Source organism: Paraburkholderia sp. UCT70 (genome assembly GCF_050434085.1).
GTDB classification, from domain to species: domain Bacteria; phylum Pseudomonadota; class Gammaproteobacteria; order Burkholderiales; family Burkholderiaceae; genus Paraburkholderia; species Paraburkholderia tuberum.
Map to the genome: position 1 here is coordinate 1218192 of NZ_JBNPVZ010000002.1, position 19466 is coordinate 1237657.

Below are 19466 nucleotides of genomic sequence, written 5' to 3' on the forward strand. Positions count from 1 at the left end.
TTCCTCCCGGAATGCACGGGCGGCCGGTTGCCGTAGGCTGTCATTCATGGACGCACAGGGACACACAATGATCGATTTGCGCAGCGATACCGTTACCCGTCCGACTCCGCCGATGCTCGCGGCGATGTCGGCGGCCGAAGTCGGCGACGACGTCTGGGGCGACGACCCCACCGTCCTGCGTCTGCAGGCAACGCTGGCCGAGCGCACCGGCAAGGAAGCGGGGCTGTTCTTCCCGAGCGGCACGCAAAGCAACCTCGCCGCGTTGATGGCGCACTGCGCGCGCGGCGACGAATACATCGTCGGCCAGCTCGCGCACACCTACAAATACGAGGGCGGCGGCGCGGCCGTGCTCGGCAGCATCCAGCCCCAACCGCTCGAAAACGCCGCCGACGGCTCGATCCCACTCGACAAGATCGCCGCCGCAATCAAGCCGATCGACGATCACTTCGCGCGCACGCGGTTGCTCGCGTTGGAAAACACGATCGGCGGCAAGGTGCTGCCGGCGCAGTACGTCGCCGATGCGACGCAGCTCGCGCGCGAGCGCGGCCTCGCGACCCACCTCGACGGCGCGCGCGTGTTCAACGCGGCGGTCGCGTCGGGCAAACCGGTCGCGGCGCTCGCCGAGCCGTTCGATTCGGTGTCGATCTGTTTTTCGAAGGGACTGGGCGCGCCGGTCGGCTCGGTGCTGGTCGGCAGCCGCGCGCTGATCGACGTCGCGCATCGTTGGCGCAAGGTGCTCGGCGGCGGCATGCGCCAGGCTGGCGTGCTCGCGGCGGCGTGCCTGTATGCGCTCGATCACAACGTCGAGCGGCTCGCCGACGACCACGCGAACGCCGCGCATCTGGCGGCGGGGCTGGAGACGATCGAGCAGGTGAAGGTGCAGTCGGTCGCGACGAACATGGTGTTCGCGCAGTTTCCTCAGCAGCATTGCGCGCCGCTCGAGGCGTGGCTCAAGGAGCGCGGCATCCTCACGCAGATGCTGTATGCGTCGCGCTTCGTCACGCACATGGATGTGTCGCGCGACGATATCGACACGTTCATTGCCGCGGTGAAGGGGTATTTCGCGGCACGTTGATCGCGCCGCATGGGTCGTAAGCGAGGCGGCTCGCGTGGTTGCCGCCTCGTCTTCCCGCACTGGCTTCAACTCGTGCGGCGCGCTCGTTCGAGCCGCGCTTCATTCAGGCTTCATCCCCGCCTCACGCGCCGTCCGGCGCATATCTCACTTGACCGCCGCCTTCGCCTGCACGCCCGCGCGATGCGACGGCGCGAGCAGCCGCAAGCCGCTCGCCAGGCTCGCCGCGCCGGCGAAGAACGCGCCGAGGCCGAGCGCGAGCGTCGGCCCATGCTGGCGGCCGGCAATGCCGAAGCACAGCGCGACCAGCGCCGCGCCGGTCGCCTGTCCGAGCAGCCGCGCGGTCGCCACGATGCCGCTCGCGCCGCCGCTGCGCTCCGGCGGCGCGCTCGCCATCAGCGCCTTCAGGTTCGGCGACTGGAAAAAGCCGAAACCCGCGCCGCAGATCGCCATACGGATGCCGATGTCGAGCACGTGCGGATGGGCGGGCAGCATCGCCAGCGAGGCCATCCCCGCCGACAGCACCGCGAGCCCGATCGCGCCGAGCAGCCCCGGCGGGTAGCGGTCCGACAGGCCGCCCGCGAGCGGCGCGGCGAGCGCGACCACGACGGGCCACGGCGTCATCAGGAAGCCGGTTTCGACCTGGCTGCGCAGCAGCACGTCCTCGAAATAGAACGGCAGCGACACGAACGCGAGGCCCTGCGCGGCGAACGAGCACACGGCCGTCACCGCCGACAGCGCGAACACCGGCCGCTTGAACAGATCGACAGGCAGCATCGGCGCGGGGTGGCCCGCCTCGCGGCGGATCAGCAGCAGCCCGAACACGCCGGCGAGCGCCGCGGCGCTGAGCACGATCTGCAGCGACGCGCGTTGCGCCGCCTCGCCGAGCGCGAAGATCAGCGCGGCGAACGTGACCACGTTGAGCAGCGCCGCCACCGGATCGAGCGGGTGCCGGCTCTGCGCGGTATGCGGCAGCGCCGGCATCGCGAAGCTCAGCGCGAGCACACCGAGCGGTACGTTGACCGCGAACAGCCACGGCCACGTCGCGACCGACAGAATCAGCGACGCCACCGTCGGCCCGACCGCGAACGACACGCCGACGATCAGCGCATTGGTGCCAAGCCCGCGACCGAGCCGATGCGGCGGGTACAGATAGCGGATCAGCGCGGTGTTGACGCTCATGATCGCGCTGGCGCCCAAGCCCTGCACGATGCGCGCGGCGGCGAGCAGCGGCAGCGTCGGCGCCATCGCGCAGCCGAGGGAGCTCAGCGTGAACAGCGCGATGCCGCCGATATAGATGCGCCGATGTCCGACGATATCGCCGAGCGCTGCGAGCGGCAGCAGCGTCGCGACCATCGCGAGCTGATATGCGTTGATGATCCAGACCGAGGCGGCCGGCGCCGCGTGCAGGTCGCCGGCGATCGCGGGCAGCGCGGTGTTGGCGATCGCGGTATCGAGCGTGGCGAGCGCGACGGCGAGCATGATCGCGGCCATCGCGCGGCGGTTGGCGGCCGACATCGGGCCGTCGGCGGGGAGAGTCGGCGTGGGGACGCCGACGGCGGGGCTGAGCTTATCGGACAAGGCGTGGCTCGCGGGGTTGGGCATGCCGGTGTCGGTCGCTTCCGGAGAGGCGACGCGCTCGGGCGGCGGTTTCGTCGTGGGTGAGGCGCGCGCTGTCGGTCCACGGCGGATCAGTGTGGCGGCTTGTGCGGCGCAACGTCGCGATTGTTGCAGAGACGGCACGATCGTGCAGGGAGGCGGGCAGGGACCGGGAGGCGGCTTGAAGATGAGGCGCTTTGATCTCAATGAAACGCAACTAACCGCCAATCCGCCCCGCCATCTCCGAATCGGTACACGCCCCGTGTCAAATCCAACACGCATACGACAGAACCGCCCGGCAGAACGGGCCGCCCGATTCGATCACAAAATCAGGCTATTCGGAGCTTCATCCGCTCGTCACGCATCGGAAAAATAATCGATGTGCGGCTCGCAGATGCTTCGGGCGTTTGTCTTCCCCAGCCCGCTTTCGTCCCCCGACTCACGCGCGCCGATGCCCACCCCGAGTGCCGCTGCCACGCGGCTTTGCACCGCGTCCGGGCGCCCGCCGCGGCTCGGTCGCGCGGCAGCGGGCGAGTTCGCCGGGCACGCCGTATGCGTCACCGTCCGCTCGCGCGCCAGTAGGCGCGATCCCTAAAATGTCCTACTCTGTTTTGTTTAAACCGCTCCGACAGGCACGCGCCTCCCGTCCGTCTCCCGTGCGGTTCGCGTCTGCCATGTCGAACTTCCCGGAGGCTTCGATGACAGCCGTCGATCTGGAATTCGAGCAGCTCAACAGTACCGTCGACGCGCTACGGCGCTCAATTTCGAATCGCATGATGTACGGCGTCGGCAAGGACGCTGTCACCGCTCACCCGCACGACTGGCTGCACGCGGCCGCGCTGGCCGTGCGCGACCGGCTCGTCGCACGCTGGATGAAGACCACCCGCCTGCAATACGAGCAGGACGTGAAGCGGGTCTACTACCTGTCGATGGAGTTTCTGATCGGCAGGACCTTTACCAACGCGCTACTCGCGCTCGGCATTCACGATCAGATGAAGGAGGCGCTCGCGAGCCTCGGCGTCGACATGGACGCGCTGATCGATCTCGAACCCGACGCAGCGCTCGGCAACGGCGGTCTCGGACGGCTCGCGGCGTGCTTTCTCGACTCGATGGCGACGCTCGGCATTCCGGGCTTCGGCTACGGCATCCGTTACCAGTACGGCATGTTCCGTCAGGAAATCGTCAACGGCGAGCAGGTCGAGGCGCCCGACTATTGGCTGCGCGCCGGCAACCCATGGGAATTTCCGCGACCCGAAATCAAGTACATGGTGCACTTCGGCGGCCGCACCGTGCAGCGCGGCGACAAGACCGAATGGATCGACACCGAGCATGTGAACGCGACCGCCTACGACACCGTGATCCCCGGTTACGCGACCGACGCGACCAACACGCTGCGCCTATGGTCCGCGCGCGCGACCGAGGAACTCGACCTCGGCGCATTCAATCGTGGCGACTACCGCAACGCGGTCGATACCAAGAACATGTCGGAGAACGTGTCGCGGCTGCTCTATCCGGACGATTCGACGCCGGCCGGCCGCGAGTTGCGGCTGCGCCAGGAGTACTTCTTCGTGTCGGCGACGATGCAGGATCTGATCCGCCGCTATCAGCGCACGCACAGCACGTTCGGACGCTTCTCGGAGAAGGTCGCGGTGCATCTGAACGACACGCACCCGGTGCTCGCGATTCCCGAACTGATGCGCCTGCTCGTCGACGAGCATCATGTGCCGTGGGACAAGGCGTGGAAACACTTGACGCAGATCTTCTCGTACACGAATCACACGCTGATGCCCGAGGCGCTCGAAACCTGGGATGTCGAAATGTTGTCACGCCTGCTGCCGCGGCATCTCGAGATCATCTTCGAAATCAACGCGCAGTTTCTGAAACACGTCAGCGAGCACTCGGGCCACGACGCCGAGATGATCCGCCGCATTTCGCTCGTCGATGAATATGGGCAGCGGCGCGTGCGCATGGCGTATCTGGCGATCGTCGCGAGTCACAAGGTGAACGGCGTGTCGAAGCTGCATTCGCAGTTGATGACGCGCGACATCTTCGCCGACTTCGCGCGCATCTATCCGGACCGCTTCACCAACGTGACCAACGGCATCACGCCGCGCCGCTGGCTCGCGCAGGCGAGTCCGTCGCTGTCGTCGCTGATCGACGCGCGCATCGGCACACACTGGCGCAGCAATCTGTTCGAGCTCGAGCAGCTGCGTAATCTGCGCAAGGACGACGAGTTCGTCGAAGCGTTCCGCGAGGCCAAACGACAGAGCAAGCTGCGGCTCGTGCACCGGCTCGCGCATCACACGAGGCTGCACTTCGATCCGGACGCGCTGTTCGATCTGCAGGTCAAGCGCATTCACGAATACAAGCGCCAGTTGCTGAACTTGCTGCACGTGATCGTACGCTACAACGAGATTCGCGCGAATCCGGAGCGCGACTGGGTGCCGCGCGTCGTGCTGTTCGCGGGCAAAGCCGCGTCCGCGTACCGGATGGCCAAGACGATCATCAAGCTGATCGGCGACGTCAGCGAGAAGGTCAATCATGATCCGCTGGTCGGCGAGAGGCTGAAGGTCGTGTTCGTGCCGAACTACGGCGTCAGCGTGGCCGAGCTGATCATTCCGGCGGCCGATCTGTCGGAGCAGATCTCGATGGCCGGCACTGAGGCGTCGGGCACCGGCAACATGAAGCTCGCGCTCAATGGCGCATTGACGATCGGCACGATGGACGGCGCGAACATCGAGATCTGCGACGCGGTGGGGCGCGAGAACATCTTCATCTTCGGTCACTCCGCCGACGAGGTGGACGACTTGCGCGCAAGCGGCTATCGGCCACGGCATATTTACGAGGAGAACGAAGCGCTACGCACCGCGCTCGATCAGATTCGCACGGGCTTCTTTTCGCCGGACGATTCGCTGCGTTTCTCGGATATCTTTCACACGCTGGTCGACTGGGGCGATCACTATATGGTGCTCGCCGATTTCGACGCGTTCGCGAAGGCGCAGAACGAAGTGGATGCGCGTTTCGTCGACAAGCACGCGTGGGCCGAAAGCGCGATCGAGAACGTCGCGGGGATGGGGCAGTTCTCGTCGGATCGAACGATCGGCGAGTATGCGCGCAATATCTGGCGCGTGAGTCCGCTCAGTCTCGGCTGAGCGCGAGATGACGGCAACGTAGTCGTTGCTTGCGGGAAAGCAGATCGAAAGCCGTGCGAGACTGGTGCTCATCAGTCGCGCACGGCTTCGTCATGTTCGATCGTCGCCCCGCGTCAAGCCTTCGGCGCGGCAGCCGCGGCCTTCGCCCGATGCACTGCCTCGCCGACGCGTTCGACGAACTCGCGATCCGTACTCATCAGCGCTTCGCGCTCGCCGTCGGCCGTCTTGACCATCAGCCGATGCGTGATGTCCTGGGTCACCCACGTAAGCCAACCGACCACGATCAGCATCACCCCGCATACGAGTCCCGACGCCGAGTGCAGCACGCCCCCGACGATTGCGCCGATCAGCCCGGCCACCGAGATCACGAGCGGCACGACCTTGTTCTTCTGCACGGTCACGACCTGCACGTCGACGATATCGCGCAGCGGGAAGACCTGACCTGCGGATGAGAGGGCGTTGCGCGTGACCGACACGCCGCGATCGTTGAAAGGGCTTTCCATCGTTTCAATGCGAGGGTGGTGAAGCGCGCAGCGTAGCAGACTTCCTTCAAATTCCTAAAGTTACGGAGTTTTCTATCCCCTCTCTGGCCCGTGTTGCAAGGGAGAGCGATTCCAATCTGGAAGGCCAGCCCGCTCTCGCCTTTCAGCCTGACATCGAGGATGAGACAGCTACGACCGACGGGTTTGCGAAAATCCAGGAATTCGCGGACGGAACCGAACAGCTCGACGCAATACCCCACTGATTCCAGCAAGTCACGCAACGCCAGACGCATGGACTCTTCGTCGTCCACAACGAAAACTGTGGAGCCGGGGATTCCGCTCGTGGACGGCGGCGCATGCCTATCGGTAGCCATAGCAAATTCCGTGAAGAGCGCGCCCGAAGGTTCAGACCTTCGCTTGCCCGATCGGGACGCGTCGCGGCCGAAACAAGCAATGAGACGCCCAGAAGTATGACACGGCATAGCCCAAGGTATGAGGTCTATGTCCAAACGCAGCTTTGCAGCCGCTTGCGGGGATCCGTATGCTGGAATCGACGTCTGGAAGAGTCGCACGAGCGGTTGAGCATAAAAACCGGACTGGCTTGCAACATATGGAGAGAAATATGTCGTTCGCATCGCAAGAGTGCTTCAGACCATATCTCTGTGCCCGCGGCCAGGCGCGGCCCGCACGGCCCGACCTGGCGCGCGCAATGGCGCGCAGCAGACGATGCAGAACAACCTTCGCGCCTGGCCGATGCATGCTTGGCATCACGAAGGCCGCGGCCAGCCGCTGTTACCGACTGACGAGACGCGGACTGTGAATGGTGGATAAGTCGCCAGCATGCCCGTCGCGGGAGGAGAACGGCGCGCTGCTCTTCGCCGCGTCCCAAAGTCCAGAAGCAATGCTAACCCGATCGCTTTCGCAAGGAGTTTCGACATGCTGGCAAACGCAAACGTGATGGATCCGTGGGCGCAGACCATCTGTCTGCTGGGGACACCTTCGCGCCAGTTGGCCGCTGTGGAAGGGGCCGAGCAGCGCCGTCAGAAGGCGCACTGTGCCGATGGATGCTTTACCGCCGCAGTGACGCTGATCGACCGTCCGACGTCGTCGACGGCCACGATTGCCTGGCGCGATGCGACGCGCGGCTGTTTCGGCGACCAGGCCTGGCGCATGGCGCGCGCGCGCATGCCGGGCTTCTGCGCGATGAGCGGGCAAGCGATCAATCCCGGCGACGCCGTCTACAAGCCGACCTCACGCCCAACGCCCATCAATGCGGAAGCGATGATCCTGGCCTGCGTGGTGCACGACGCGGCGACTCTCTGAACCGCGCACATCGTTTTTTGCCGCAGCGGACGATGCCTGCTGCAATTTTGGCCGCGCGGCGTGGATAGCGTGTCCGCGGCTTGCGTACGATGGATTCGGCAGTAAAAGTGTTTGGGGGAAACCCTTGACCGCGTGGGGGTCAAGCCATATGCGCGGGAGCAGCCCCAGAAGATTCATGTCGTTCGACTGGCAGGGTCAACCGGAAAACCGCTCCGCGAGGCTGGTTTTGCTCAGCGTCGATGCGTCCGCCGTGGGACTCCGCAATCGACCTGCAGATTGCAAGGCCCATGCCCATTCCCTCCGCTTTCGTCGTATAGAACGACTCGAACAGGTGTGGGAGGTCTGCTTCGTTTATTCCGACGCCCGTGTCGCGAACCTGTATGAAGGCATAGCCGTGCCCGTCGACTCCGGTCGTAACCGTCAGTACGCGGTGGTTGTCGACGACGCCATGCATTGCCTCGATGGCATTCACGACCATGTTGATCAGCACCTGCTGCACCTGAACGCGGTCGCCGCTGATCGAGAGCGAGCTTTGCTTGAGTTCGCGCCGTAACTGAATGCCGTTGCGTGCGACGTCGGAGCCGGTTAGTGCAATCACTTCGTCCACCGCCTCGTTCACGTCCCAGCGCTCAGCACGCGTCGGCGCCTTTTTTACAAGCGAACGCACACGAGCGATAACCTCGACCGCGTGGTTGCCATCATCGACGATGCGGGCGATCGCCTGAGCAGCTTTTCGCGTCGCCGGCGGGTCGTGATCGAGCCAGTTCAGCGCCGCCGTCGCGCTCGTCATCATCGCCGCGATCGGCTGCTTCATCTCGTGCGCGATCGACGCCGTCAACTCGCCCAGGACGAGCACCCGATTCATTCGAACCAGGTCGGACCGCGCCTGCTCCAGCGCGTCCTCGAGCCGTACGCGCTCGGTGATGTCATTGTTGGTCTCGAGGACCATGGAAGCGCGCCCGGCCGCATCCCGCTGCAAAGTGAGACGGCAACTCACGATGCGCGGGGCGCCGTCGGCGCGACGCCTGGCGAACTGGCCTTCCCAGCTATCGTGCTGATGAAGCCGGTCAACGATCTGCTCGAGCGGTACGACGAATTGCGTGTTGAGCAATGTGTGCACGACCTTGCCTATGGCCGCTGCCCGGTCGAAGCCGTACAGTGCTTCGGCGCCACGGTTCCAGTAGAGGACCTTCCCGCTCATGTCCCACGTAAAGAAAGCATCGCGCGTCAGTTCGAGCAGGCTGGCCTGATATCGGTGCCGCTGTTCTGTGCGAAGGCTGCGGATAGTGAGAACGGTCGCCAGTGCAATCGTGAGATTGCTGATCACCTCATTTACGATGCCCTCGAGGATGGGGCCGGCAGGGTGCGTGAGCCCCCAACTGATCACCGCGAGCGCGATGCAGCCTGCGCCCACCAGCATGACCGTGCGCGTCGATCCGAATCTCGCCGACAGCAGCACAACAAGCACGTACAACGTGGCGACGGCGATGTCGAGAACCGTGACGGTATCGGCGAAGAAGATCAGCAACGCCAGTATCGACATCGCGATCATCGCCCGTCCGTTAGGGCAACGAAGGACATTCATTTTCGTCTGGTCTCTGATGGACGCGCGAAGCACCGACGGACGTAAAGCCGCGTTGGTTCAGCGCTCAATCGACGCTTCAGGAGGGCGCACGAATGAATCTGTCTAGTCGCGACAGTATAGATCGCGCGGCATGTGACCGGACAGGTCACGGTCGCTCGCTCCGTGTTTCCGCGGATCGCTTTGCGCCGCAAAGACAACGGTCGCCGACAGCGCGGAGAACATCGCATATGCCGGTAATGGCAGCTTGTAACGAGGCGCATAATTAATCCGTCGGCAGTAGTCTGGTCATCCACAGTGGCCAAAAGACCGCGATATGGTGCACGTCGCGATGGCTGCACCTGTTGGTGACTTGTGCACCGCGGTAGGTCGTTAGCTACCAGGCTAAGGACCGCACTCGCTTTCCGATTCATTGCAACCGGACAATCAGGAAATCCATGCTTCCTGCGGTGACTATTTTTGATGTCCCGCTTCGGTTATATCGACCAATGCCAGTATCTGGCGTTGTCGCCGGTCACAGCGACAAGACGAAGAAGCTCGGCTTCGTCGCCGCCAAACGGATTCCGCAGGTGCTGCGCGACATCAATGGCGTTCCCGCTCGGCGCGCAGTCGGTCGATCCGTCGATTACTACGCATGAGATCTTTGATCTGGAAAGCTTGCCGAGGCGTGCCTGTTGCTGCGCGCTCGTATCATGCAAAGTAAACTGGAGGCGCGCAAGATCACCCTGTCGATGCTTGCAGCCGCGCAGGAAGCCAAGTTACCGTTCGTCAGTTGAACTTGCCGGTCGGCGAGCTTCTCGGCATCGTGTAGATCTTAGGCGTGCCATAACAGTGCGGCGACTCGTGGGCGACATGCGTCTACACCCGACACCGCCAGTGCATTCGATATGGAGCCGTCCTGTCCGGCCTTGCAGTCGCTGATATCAAGCAGCGCGCTGCAAGCTCTGCGCCGACAGTCCGAACTGCCTTGCTATCGAATGCAAGCGGTCGTTCCACTCCCAAATGCCAAAGATGTCATGTACGTTCTGCAGGCAACTCAGGAGCTCGACCGTCTCGCGGCAAGAGATGTTCACCCTGGCTCGCAGCAGTGCACGCTTTAGTGCGGCAACGCCGGCGTCCATGTAGGCGGGAATCTGCGTGGCTTCGGCTAGAACGAAGCGCACAGGTACCCCCTCCATCGACGTCCGGTAGTCGCTCAGGCGCACGAGCGCACCAACCGGGCAGCCGCCGCATTGGCCGCGGTAAGCGCCGCCACCGCGCGGCAGCAGTGACGCGCGACCCTGACTGATAAGGTGCACGACGGCCAGATCAAAAATATGCTGGTGAGCAAGATATGTCCGCGACATCATTCGCTCCGACGAATATGAGTGTGTGCGCAACACGACTCACGGACCGCGCGCAGTAGCGGGTGCGCACCGCTTGGACGCATCGCTTCCGAATAGAGCAGGGCCGTCAAGGCTTTAGGCAAACGAGGCTTCGCAGCAGCGCCGTCCATGCTTGCCAGGATAGGAGAAAAATTGGTATCAAATCCATTCTTCGAGCGTTTGAACTTGTGCCCACAGTTGTTTGCCGGAGGCATACTCGGTATTGGCCCACAACCTCAAACGCGTCATGAATATACTTGGGTTGCCAGGACGATGAAGGCCATGAGAATGGTTGGAAGCTGAGGCGCTCAGGAGTCTTTTTGCGGCTCACGACGTTAGCACTTTCTCCCGACCTACCAAAACACAGATCAGGCGGCGTGATATTCAGCGTCCACCCCGAAGCGTTCTCCCTCAGCAAGGTCTTGCACGCTTTCCCCAAGGAATAAGAAATCTTCAACCGCGGCTGCAATCGGAGATGCGCGTTACAGGAACGCCAGAATTGATGAAAGGATGGGTTCCGTTGAACATCACTCGATACGTCGGGGCCTGAGCCCGCCATCGGTGCGGTTGCCTTTGAGCGAGCCGGCAATCAGATGGGTCCCCAAGACGAAGACGATGCCGATTACGCTACCGGCGACGACGTCTATCGCCCGGTAGTCGGCTAAGAAAACGGCGTGCCCCGCGACAATGATCGCGACCGCATGCAGCGCGCATCTCGTACCGAACGCAATGACATACCGGTTGAAAGCGACGAGCGTCAACACGGTAGCGGCTGTCAGTACATCGAAGAACACCGGCGCGTGGGGCATGAAGACTCCCACCAGCATCCCTGCGGGAACGCCGACGATTGCACCGATCATCCGGTCGTTCCATTTGGCGCGCGCCGTCGCGAGATCGCCCGTGACAACGCTGGCCGCCGACCAAACCAGCCATTGCCCGTAGTGAATGCCTGGCCATTCGACAAGCGATGCCGCCACGCCAACAGCGAGGGCAGCGGCGACAATCCCTTCGAAACATCCAGGCGCCGGCGCTTCAGTCACCTGCCGAAGCGCGAGCCAACCACGGCCGGCCGATCCGCCCGCTAACTGCTTCGAAAGCAGGGAAGCGCTCGAAGCGAGGATGACGGGAATCGCTGAGCAAAGGAGATACGGGAGCACCTCCAGACCGAGCTGCCCTAATCGATGTCCATTGGCATTGTCCGCCGTTGCAAAGCCAATATAGAGCACAGGAATGAAAGTGAAGCTGCCGGTCCAGCGCATGGAGGAGCCCGCGGCAGTGATGCCCGCGCAAACGATGGCGAGCAGGACGGACGCCATCACGAACGTCTCCGGCCTTCCAAGCGACAGGGTCATGACCAGAACGCCCAACCCTATTGCGAGCGCATGCAGCAGCACGCCAACCGGTGCAAGGCACGAGCGTTCCGCGGCAATGAAGACGGACAGCGTGACGATCTCAGCGCGAAACCACATTGGATCGCCTGTCACGAGTCCCGCGATGAATATCGGCGAAAGCAGTATGGCGCCACGCGACAGCATCCGGAAATTGATTAGACCGTTGAACATATAGGTGGCAATTGTGCGTCGATGAACAACTCTTCTTCTGACGGGACCAGCATCCGGTCGATGCGGGTCTTTGCTATCAGGGCTCTTTGGCGCGCCTGACGACCTAAGGTTTGATCGGCCACTACTGCGTCAGACAGCACTGCAAGCAGTATCGGTTTCCACCGGCATATACGCAATGCACGCGTTATAGCGATCTCCATATCATTTTATGAATAACAGTCGGGCGTCATAGATCAGCGCCGTCCATAGCGGTACGACGGTCGGCGCGGCTCCATGCTCGTCACCGTTACGTCATGCGTTGGTGTTTCCATATATTGCGTTTCATTACCGGCCATTCAGCACATGCCGGTGCCGCCGCTTCCCCGCGTACACGCTTCAGGAGAGAAACATGCCCAGCATTCAACCTGTTTGTGCATTAAGCCGTGTTGTCAGTCGCGCCGCGCTGGCGTTCACCGTACTTTGTTTCGCCGCTGGCGGCGCCGATGCGCAAAGTTCGGCGAAGCCGGTGGTCACACCGGGCTTCAGCCTGAGCGTTTTCGCGACAGGTTCCGGAGGACTGTTCAACGCACCCGACTCCCTGGCCGTGCTCGATGATCATGTCTGGGTCGGCTATGCAAACCTCGGCGCACCGGATGGCTCGAATGGCGCGAGGAGCGAGATCGTTGAGTACTCGCTGGACGGCAACATCGTGAAGAGTTACGAAGTGGCGGGACACAACGACGGCCTGAAGGTCAATCCGTACACTCGTGAGATCTGGGCGATGCAGAATGAGGATGCAAATCCGAACCTCGTCATCATCAACCCCGCGACCGGCCAGGCCTCTGCACCTTATTCCTTTGGCAAGACGCTGCACGGCGGCGGTTACGATGACATTGTGTTCAAGGACGGTCAGACCTACTTCAGCGCGTCCAATCCTACCCTTAACGGCAGCGGCCAGAATACGGGTCCCGCGATTGTCCGCGTTGTGCACGTGGATGCAAACACTCACATGATCAACGTCACGCCGGTATTGCGTGGCTCACTGGACGCCAGCAACATCCCGTTTGGCACGGTGGCGCACCTCAACCTGATCGATCCGGATTCGATGACGCTGACGCCGTCGGGTGATGTCCTGCTTGATGATCAGGCAGATGGCCAGCTCGTTCTGCTGCGCTCTTCGGGCGATGAGCCGCGGGTGCAATATCTTCCGCTTCTCGGCCAGGTGCTGGTTGACGACACGGTGTTCGCGACTGCGCGACGGGGCTTCCTGCTGGTGGCCGATACGAAGACAAACACGATCTACAAGATCAGCGCCAACGTCTGGCCGCGCGGCGCAGCATTCTCGGCGTCCACGGGCGTAGCTACTGCCGCATCGCCAGTGCCGGGCTATGTGGGCCAGCTGGATTTGCACAGCGGGGCGCTCCTTCCGTTAGTGACCAACCTGGTCAGTCCGCACGGCATGGCGTTCGTAGCGCAAGTGGACGAGCAGCAATAACGCGCTCACGTTGCTTGCCGAATGACGCAGTCGCCGCGAGCACTTACGCGGCGATTGCGTTAACCGGTACGTGCTGTTGCCACAGAACACTAATGAAGCTTGACGCGCGGCAGCGTGGTGCGCCTCAGCCAGTGCGCGACGGTATCGAGCGTCATGCGCGGATAGCCGTGCAACCCGGCAATATGCAGCCGATAGAGCGACATGTACATGAAACGCGCGAGCAATCCTTCGACGAGCATACTGCCGCCGACGAGCCCGCCCATCAGGTTGCCGACCGCACTGAAATGGCCGAGCGAGACGAGCGAACCGGAATCGCGATAGGTAAACTCCGGCAGTTGTCGGCCGTCCAGGCGGTAGCCTAGCGCACGCACCAGAAAGCTCGCCTGCTGATGCGCGGCCTGGGCACGCGGCGGCACGTTGCGGTCATTGCCTTCGTTACCGGAGCACGGACAGGCCGCGCAGTCGCCAAGCGCAAAGATATCGTCATCGGTGTGCGTCTGCAGCGTACGCCGCACGGCCAGTTGGCCGAGGGTCGTTACGGGCAGCCCGTCGAGCTTCGCGAGCACGGCCGGCGCCTTGATTCCGGCCGCCCAGACGGTCAAATCGGCGCGCACGGTCTTGCCCCCCGCCGTCCGCACGAGACCGGGTGCGACCTCCGCGACCCGTTCGCCCGTCATGAGCTTCACATCGAGCTTTCCCAGCAGTCCCGAGGTTGCGCTAGACACACGCTCCGGCAACGCGCTCAGAATGCGCGGCCCGGACTCGATCACGACGATGCCGATGTCGCGACTCGGATCGAGCTTGTGCAGGCCGTACGCCGAAAGCACCTGCGCCGTGTTGCGTAGCTGGGCGGCGAGCTCGACGCCCGTCGCGCCGGCGCCGACGATGGCCACCTGGATGCGCGGTTCGCCTGGCGGCGACACAACCGGCCCGCTCTCGACGGTCTCCTGGTGCTGGTGCTCGGCGCGCATGCAGGCGGCAACGAGACGCTTGCGGAAACGCTCGGCCTGCCAGACCGTATCCAGCGCGAACGAATGCTCCTCGGCGCCTTGCACGCCGAAAAAATGCGTGGAGCTGCCGATGGCAATGACGAGCGTGTCGTACTCGAGTTCGCGCAGCGGCAGCAGATCCGCGCCATCATCATCCAGCACGGGGGCGAGCGTGACGCGTTTCGCCGCGCGGTCAAGACCGACGAGCTCGCCCTGCTGGAACTCGAAGCCGTGCCAGCACGCCTGCGCCGCATATGCGAGTTCCTCCGTGAAGGGATCCATGCTGCCGGCCGCGACCTCATGTAGCAGCGGTTTCCAGATATGCGTGGGATAACGATCGACGAGCGTGACGAGCGCGCGTGGCTCCCTGTTCCGCTTGCGCTTGCCATAGCGATCGCCAAGGCGCGTCGCGAGCTCCAGCCCCCCCCGCGCCTCCCCCTACGACGATGAAACGATGCATGCGTAGACTCTCCGTATTTGCAATTCGCCGTCCGGAACGGAAGGCGTGGGCGAGCGATACTGTTCGAGGCTCGCGGCCTCAACCTACGGTGGCGACATATGGCCTGACCATTTTGGCCGGATCGACGACGCGGTCAAACGTCTGTTCGTCGACGAAACCGAGTTCCAGTGCGGCGGCCTTCAACGTCAGGTCATGCTCCGCCGCATGGTGAGCGATCGCTGAAGCGCGGTCGTAGCCGATTACCGGCACCAGCGCGGTGACCAGCATCAACGAGCGATCGACGTATTCCTTGATCTTTCTGAAGTTCGGCCTGGTGCCCTCGACCAGGAAGCGCCGGAAATTCGTGCAGCCGTCGGTCAGGAGCGTAATCGACTGAGTCAGATTGAAGATCATCAGTGGCTTATAGACGTTCATCTCCAGAAATCCGCCGGCGCCGCCAAACCCGACCGCCACGTCGTTCGCCATGACCTGCACGGCGAGCATCGTCAGCGCCTCCACCTGGGTGGGGTTGACCTTGCCCGGCATGATTGACGAGCCAGGCTCGTTCTCGGGGATCAGCAGTTCCGCGAATCCAGCGCGCGGGCCACACGACATCAGGCGAATATCGTTACCGATCTTGTAGAGCGACCCTGCGAGCGTACGGAACGTGCCGGAAAGCTGCACCAGCGCATCGTGGGCGCCTTGCACCGTGAACTTGTTCGGCGCGCTGACAAACGGCAGTCCCGTCAGCCTTGCAATTTCGGCGGCGGCTGCTTCTGCGAAGCCCGGTGCTGCATTGATCCCGGTTCCGACCGCGGTACCGCCCAGCGCGAGGCAATACACTCCCTCAAGCGCAGCATCGATGCGTTTGAGATTGTCTGCAAGCATGCCGGCATAGCCCGACCACTCCTGGCCGAGCGTGAGCGGTGTCGCATCCTGCATATGGGTACGGCCGATCTTGACGATGTCGTCCCATTCGTGAGCCTTGGCCGCGATCGCGCCATGCAATGCCGCGACGGCGGGAATCAGGCGTTGCGTCGTGTTGAGCGCGGCGGCAATGTACATCGCGGCAGGAAAGGAGTCGTTCGACGACTGCGACATGTTGACGTGATCGTTCGGGTGAACCGGCTTCTTGCTGCCGAGCGGTGTGCCCGCGAGCTGGCAACAGCGATTGGAGATCACCTCGTTGACGTTCATGTTGAACTGCGTACCGCTGCCCGTCATCCAGACGTGCAAAGGGAACATGTCGTGATGCTGGCCGGCCAGGATCTCGTCGCAGACCTGGGTAATCAGTGTATGGGCCTGGTCGTCGAGACGCTTTCCGGCGTGATTTGCGTTGGCCACCGCCTTCTTGAGAAAGGCATAGGCGGTAATCATTTCCCGTGGCATCAGCTCGCGCCCGATGCTGAAATGCTCGATTGAACGCTGCGTCTGGGCGCCCCAAAGCCTGTCGGCCGGAACACTGACTTCTCCGAGGCTGTCGGCCTCCGTGCGAAAATTGTCCATCGTAAGTTATCCTTCATTTAAAGCGTGGCCATGCCGTTCATATGAAGCAATCCGGCAGACTACTGAACTTGAACTGCCAAGTGGCGCTACATCGGCTCCGTCACCAGTGGGCTCGCCTGATGCGAGACCGACGCACTCAAGCGGAGCGCAGCAGCGCGAGCAGTCGAACGAGGTCCGGGTCGGCAAGGTCGCCCTCCGGTTCCTTGCGCGCGAGCAGCAAGTCCATCAGGTCGTTGTCACTCAACTCGAGCAGGCACGTGAGAGCGCCCACGTCGGCGTCGCTGAGGTCATGCTCGTGTCGGCTGAAAAAACGCTCGAAAATCAGGTCGTTTTCCAGCAGGCCGCGCCGGGCGCGCCAGCGAAGTCGCGCGCGGCGCAGCGGGTCGGACTGGTGTGGGGTCTCGTTCATGTCAAACCTTTCGGCGCACCATCAGTTCCTTGATCTTGCCGATCGCCTTCGTCGGATTGAGGCCCTTTGGGCACACGTCGACGCAGTTCATGATCGTATGGCAACGGAACAGACGGTACGGGTCTTCCAGATTGTCGAGACGTTCGCCCGTCGCCTGGTCGCGGCTGTCGGCGATGAAGCGATAGGCTTGCAGCAGGCCTGCCGGACCGACGAACTTGTCCGGGTTCCACCAGAAGCTCGGGCACGACGTCGAGCAGCTCGCGCACAGGATGCATTCGTACAGGCCGTCGAGCTCGTCGCGTTCTTCTGGCGACTGCAGGCGCTCCTTCTCCGGCGGCGGCGTGTCGTTGATCAGATACGGCTTGATCGAGTTGTACTGATTGAAGAAGTGCGTCATATCGACGATCAGGTCGCGAATGACGGGCAGCCCCGGCAACGGACGCAGCACGATCTTCTGCGGCAGGTCGTTCATGTTCGTCAGGCACGCCAGACCGTTCTTGCCGTTGATGTTCATCGCGTCCGAACCGCACACGCCCTCGCGGCACGAGCGGCGGAACGCCAGCGTTTCATCGACAGCTTTCAGTTTGACGATCGCGTCGAGTAGCATGCGTTCGTGCGAGTTGATCTCGATCTCGTACGTTTGCATGCGCGGTGCTGCGTCCTTATCCGGGTCGTAGCGGAAGAGTTCGAAGGTACGTTTTGCCATGGTCGTTTCCTTTAAGTCCGGGAGTGTCGCCTAGAAGGTTCGTGGCTTCGGCGGAACCGTTGCGACGGTCAGCGGTTGCAATTGAACCGGCTTGTAGTCGAGGCGGTCGGCTTCGCTGAACCACAGCGTGTGGCGCAGCCAGTTTTTGTCGTCGCGCTGCGGGTACTCGCTCGGCGCATGCGCACCGCGGCTTTCCTTACGCGCTTCGGCCGACACCATCGTGGCGCGCGCCACTTCGATCATGTTGGCGAGTTCAAGCGCTTCGACGCGCGCGGTGTTGAACACCTTCGACTTGTCCTTCAGATGCACATGCTTCGCGCGCTCGACCAGTGTCTTGATCTGCTCGACACCTTCAGTCATCAGCTTCGAGGTGCGGAACACACCAGCGTGCTTCTGCATCGACGAGCGGATGTCGCCCGCGATCACTTGCGTGTATTCGCCCGACGACGACTTTTCAAGCTTGTCCAGACGCGACAGAGCGAAATCAGCGGCGTCGGCCGGCAGCGGCTTGTGCTCCTTGATTTCCTTCACGTGCTTGACGATGTGGTTGCCGGCCGCGCGGCCGAACACCACGAGGTCGAGCAGCGAGTTCGTGCCCAGGCGGTTCGCGCCGTGCACCGACACGCACGAGCATTCGCCCACAGCGTAGAAGCCGTTGACCGGATCCTTGTAACCCTGCGACGTGCCGACCACCTGGCCATGAACGTTGGTAGGAATGCCGCCCATCTGATAGTGGATGGTCGGCACGACCGGGATCGGTTCCTTGATGCAGTCGACGTTCGCGAACCGTTGTGCGATTTCGCGGATCGACGGCAGACGTTTCATGATCGTCTCGGCGCCGATGTGCGACAGGTCGAGCAGGATGTGATCCTTGTTCGGACCGACGCCACGCCCTTCAATGATCTCCTGCCCCATCGAACGCGACACGAAGTCGCGCGGCGCCAGGTCCTTCAGCGTCGGTGCGTAGCGCTCCATGAAGCGGTCACCGTCCGAGTTACGCAGAATGCCGCCTTCGCCGCGCACGCCTTCGGTAATCAGCACGCCCGCACCGGCGACGCCGGTCGGGTGAAATTGCCAGAATTCCATGTCCTGCAGTGCGATGCCCGAACGGGCCGCCATGCCGAGGCCGTCACCGGTGTTGATGAACGCGTTGGTCGAGGCCGCGAAGATCCGGCCCGCTCCGCCGGTGGCGAACAGCGTGGTCTTGCCTTCGAGGATGTAGACGTCGCCGGTTTCCATTTCCAGTGCGGTCACGCCGAGCACGTCGCCGTCGGCGTCGCGGATCAGATCGAGCGCCATCCATTCGACGAAGAACTGCGTCTTCGCGGCGACGTTCTGCTGGTACAGCGTATGCAGCAGTGCGTGACCGGTCCGGTCAGCGGCTGCGCACGCGCGCTGCACCGGCTTTTCGCCGTGGTTCGCGGTGTGGCCGCCGAACGGGCGCTGATAGATCGTGCCGTTCGCGTTACGGTCGAACGGCATGCCCATGTGTTCCAATTCGTAGACGGCATTCGGTGCTTCGCGGCACATGAACTCGATCGCGTCCTGGTCGCCGAGCCAGTCGGAGCCCTTGATCGTGTCGTAGAAGTGCCATTCCCACTTGTCTTCGCTCATGTTGCCGAGCGACGCGCCGATGCCGCCCTGGGCAGCGACGGTGTGCGAACGGGTCGGGAACACTTTGGACAGCACGCAAACCGACAGACCCGCGCGTGCGAGCTGCAGCGAAGCGCGCATCCCCGAGCCGCCCGCGCCGACGATGACCACGTCGAAACGGCGACGCGGCAGAGAATTCCTGATTGCAGCCATT

The 19466-nt window shown here is 62.9% G+C and carries 13 protein-coding genes and 3 pseudogenes; 5 read left to right on the forward strand and 11 right to left on the reverse strand.

The annotated features are described in order from the left end of the window. Nucleotides 1–67: 67 nt before the first annotated feature. Nucleotides 68–1075, forward strand: coding sequence for a low-specificity L-threonine aldolase (gene ltaE / locus OKW41_RS07910; RefSeq protein WP_429572107.1), 1008 nt, complete (start codon nucleotides 68–70; stop codon nucleotides 1073–1075). Between the two features lie 144 nt (nucleotides 1076–1219). Here ltaE and OKW41_RS07915 read toward each other — a convergent pair whose 3' ends face one another. Next, complete coding sequence (locus OKW41_RS07915; protein ID WP_184072591.1) at nucleotides 1220–2590, reverse strand: MFS transporter; 1371 nt, start codon at nucleotides 2588–2590, stop codon at nucleotides 1220–1222. Nucleotides 2591–3369: 779 nt separating this feature from the next. On the opposite strand from OKW41_RS07915, the gene OKW41_RS07920 reads away from it, so the two are divergent. Next, nucleotides 3370–5823 (forward strand): glycogen/starch/alpha-glucan phosphorylase, encoded by a 2454-nt coding sequence (locus OKW41_RS07920; protein WP_429572108.1) that lies wholly within the window; start codon nucleotides 3370–3372, stop codon nucleotides 5821–5823. Nucleotides 5824–5936: 113 nt separating this feature from the next. Here OKW41_RS07920 and OKW41_RS07925 read toward each other — a convergent pair whose 3' ends face one another. Together OKW41_RS07925 and OKW41_RS07930 are read right to left on the reverse strand one after the other, a co-directional pair. Then, nucleotides 5937–6326 carry a DUF6232 family protein gene (locus OKW41_RS07925; RefSeq protein WP_184072498.1) on the reverse strand — a complete coding sequence of 130 codons (390 nt, stop codon included), beginning with the start codon at nucleotides 6324–6326 and terminating at the stop codon, nucleotides 5937–5939. A 116-nt stretch (nucleotides 6327–6442) separates the two neighbouring features. After that, nucleotides 6443–6679 (reverse strand): annotated as a pseudogene (locus OKW41_RS07930) (response regulator); the annotation flags it as partial. A 562-nt stretch (nucleotides 6680–7241) separates the two neighbouring features. On the opposite strand from OKW41_RS07930, the gene OKW41_RS07935 reads away from it, so the two are divergent. Next, nucleotides 7242–7628, forward strand: coding sequence for a DUF3331 domain-containing protein (locus OKW41_RS07935; protein WP_429446018.1), 387 nt, complete (start codon nucleotides 7242–7244; stop codon nucleotides 7626–7628). A gap of 139 nt (nucleotides 7629–7767) precedes the next feature. On the opposite strand, the gene OKW41_RS07940 is transcribed toward OKW41_RS07935, so the two are convergent. After that, the gene (locus OKW41_RS07940; protein WP_429572109.1) at nucleotides 7768–9180 is read right to left on the reverse strand and encodes a sensor histidine kinase; all 1413 of its coding nucleotides are present in this window, start codon (nucleotides 9178–9180) and stop codon (nucleotides 7768–7770) included. A 489-nt stretch (nucleotides 9181–9669) separates the two neighbouring features. Between OKW41_RS07940 and OKW41_RS07945 the strand changes: the two are divergent. Then, nucleotides 9670–9855 (forward strand): annotated as a pseudogene (locus OKW41_RS07945) (BMP family ABC transporter substrate-binding protein); the annotation flags it as partial. 278 nt (nucleotides 9856–10133) lie between these two features. Here the strand turns inward: OKW41_RS07945 and OKW41_RS07950 are convergent. Together OKW41_RS07950 and OKW41_RS07955 are read right to left on the reverse strand one after the other, a co-directional pair. Further along, nucleotides 10134–10559, reverse strand: a complete 426-nt coding sequence (locus tag OKW41_RS07950; RefSeq protein WP_429572110.1) for a hypothetical protein — start codon at nucleotides 10557–10559, stop codon at nucleotides 10134–10136. A gap of 542 nt (nucleotides 10560–11101) precedes the next feature. Then, nucleotides 11102–12136 carry an FUSC family protein gene (locus OKW41_RS07955; protein ID WP_429572111.1) on the reverse strand — a complete coding sequence of 345 codons (1035 nt, stop codon included), beginning with the start codon at nucleotides 12134–12136 and terminating at the stop codon, nucleotides 11102–11104. A 388-nt stretch (nucleotides 12137–12524) separates the two neighbouring features. Here OKW41_RS07955 and OKW41_RS07960 point away from each other — a divergent pair, with 388 nt between their 5' ends. Continuing rightward, entirely contained in the window at nucleotides 12525–13610 is a 1086-nt protein-coding gene (locus OKW41_RS07960; protein ID WP_429572112.1) for a hypothetical protein, read from the forward strand. An 89-nt stretch (nucleotides 13611–13699) separates the two neighbouring features. Here OKW41_RS07960 and OKW41_RS07965 read toward each other — a convergent pair. The 5 genes and pseudogenes from OKW41_RS07965 to sdhA form a co-directional block, all read right to left on the reverse strand. Then, a pseudogene (locus OKW41_RS07965) lies at nucleotides 13700–15059 on the reverse strand (NAD(P)/FAD-dependent oxidoreductase). Nucleotides 15060–15137: 78 nt separating this feature from the next. Further along, a complete protein-coding gene (fumC, locus tag OKW41_RS07970; protein WP_429572113.1) occupies nucleotides 15138–16544 on the reverse strand; it encodes a class II fumarate hydratase in 1407 nt (468 codons plus the stop codon). A gap of 136 nt (nucleotides 16545–16680) precedes the next feature. Then, nucleotides 16681–16953, reverse strand: a complete 273-nt coding sequence (locus OKW41_RS07975) for a succinate dehydrogenase assembly factor 2 (protein WP_429446033.1) — start codon at nucleotides 16951–16953, stop codon at nucleotides 16681–16683. A gap of 1 nt (nucleotide 16954) precedes the next feature. After that, nucleotides 16955–17659: a succinate dehydrogenase iron-sulfur subunit gene (locus OKW41_RS07980; RefSeq protein WP_429572114.1), complete on the reverse strand. Its 705-nt coding sequence runs from the start codon at nucleotides 17657–17659 to the stop codon at nucleotides 16955–16957. A 30-nt stretch (nucleotides 17660–17689) separates the two neighbouring features. Next, nucleotides 17690–19465, reverse strand: coding sequence for a succinate dehydrogenase flavoprotein subunit (gene sdhA, locus OKW41_RS07985; protein ID WP_429572115.1), 1776 nt, complete (start codon nucleotides 19463–19465; stop codon nucleotides 17690–17692). Nucleotide 19466: the final 1 nt, after the last annotated feature.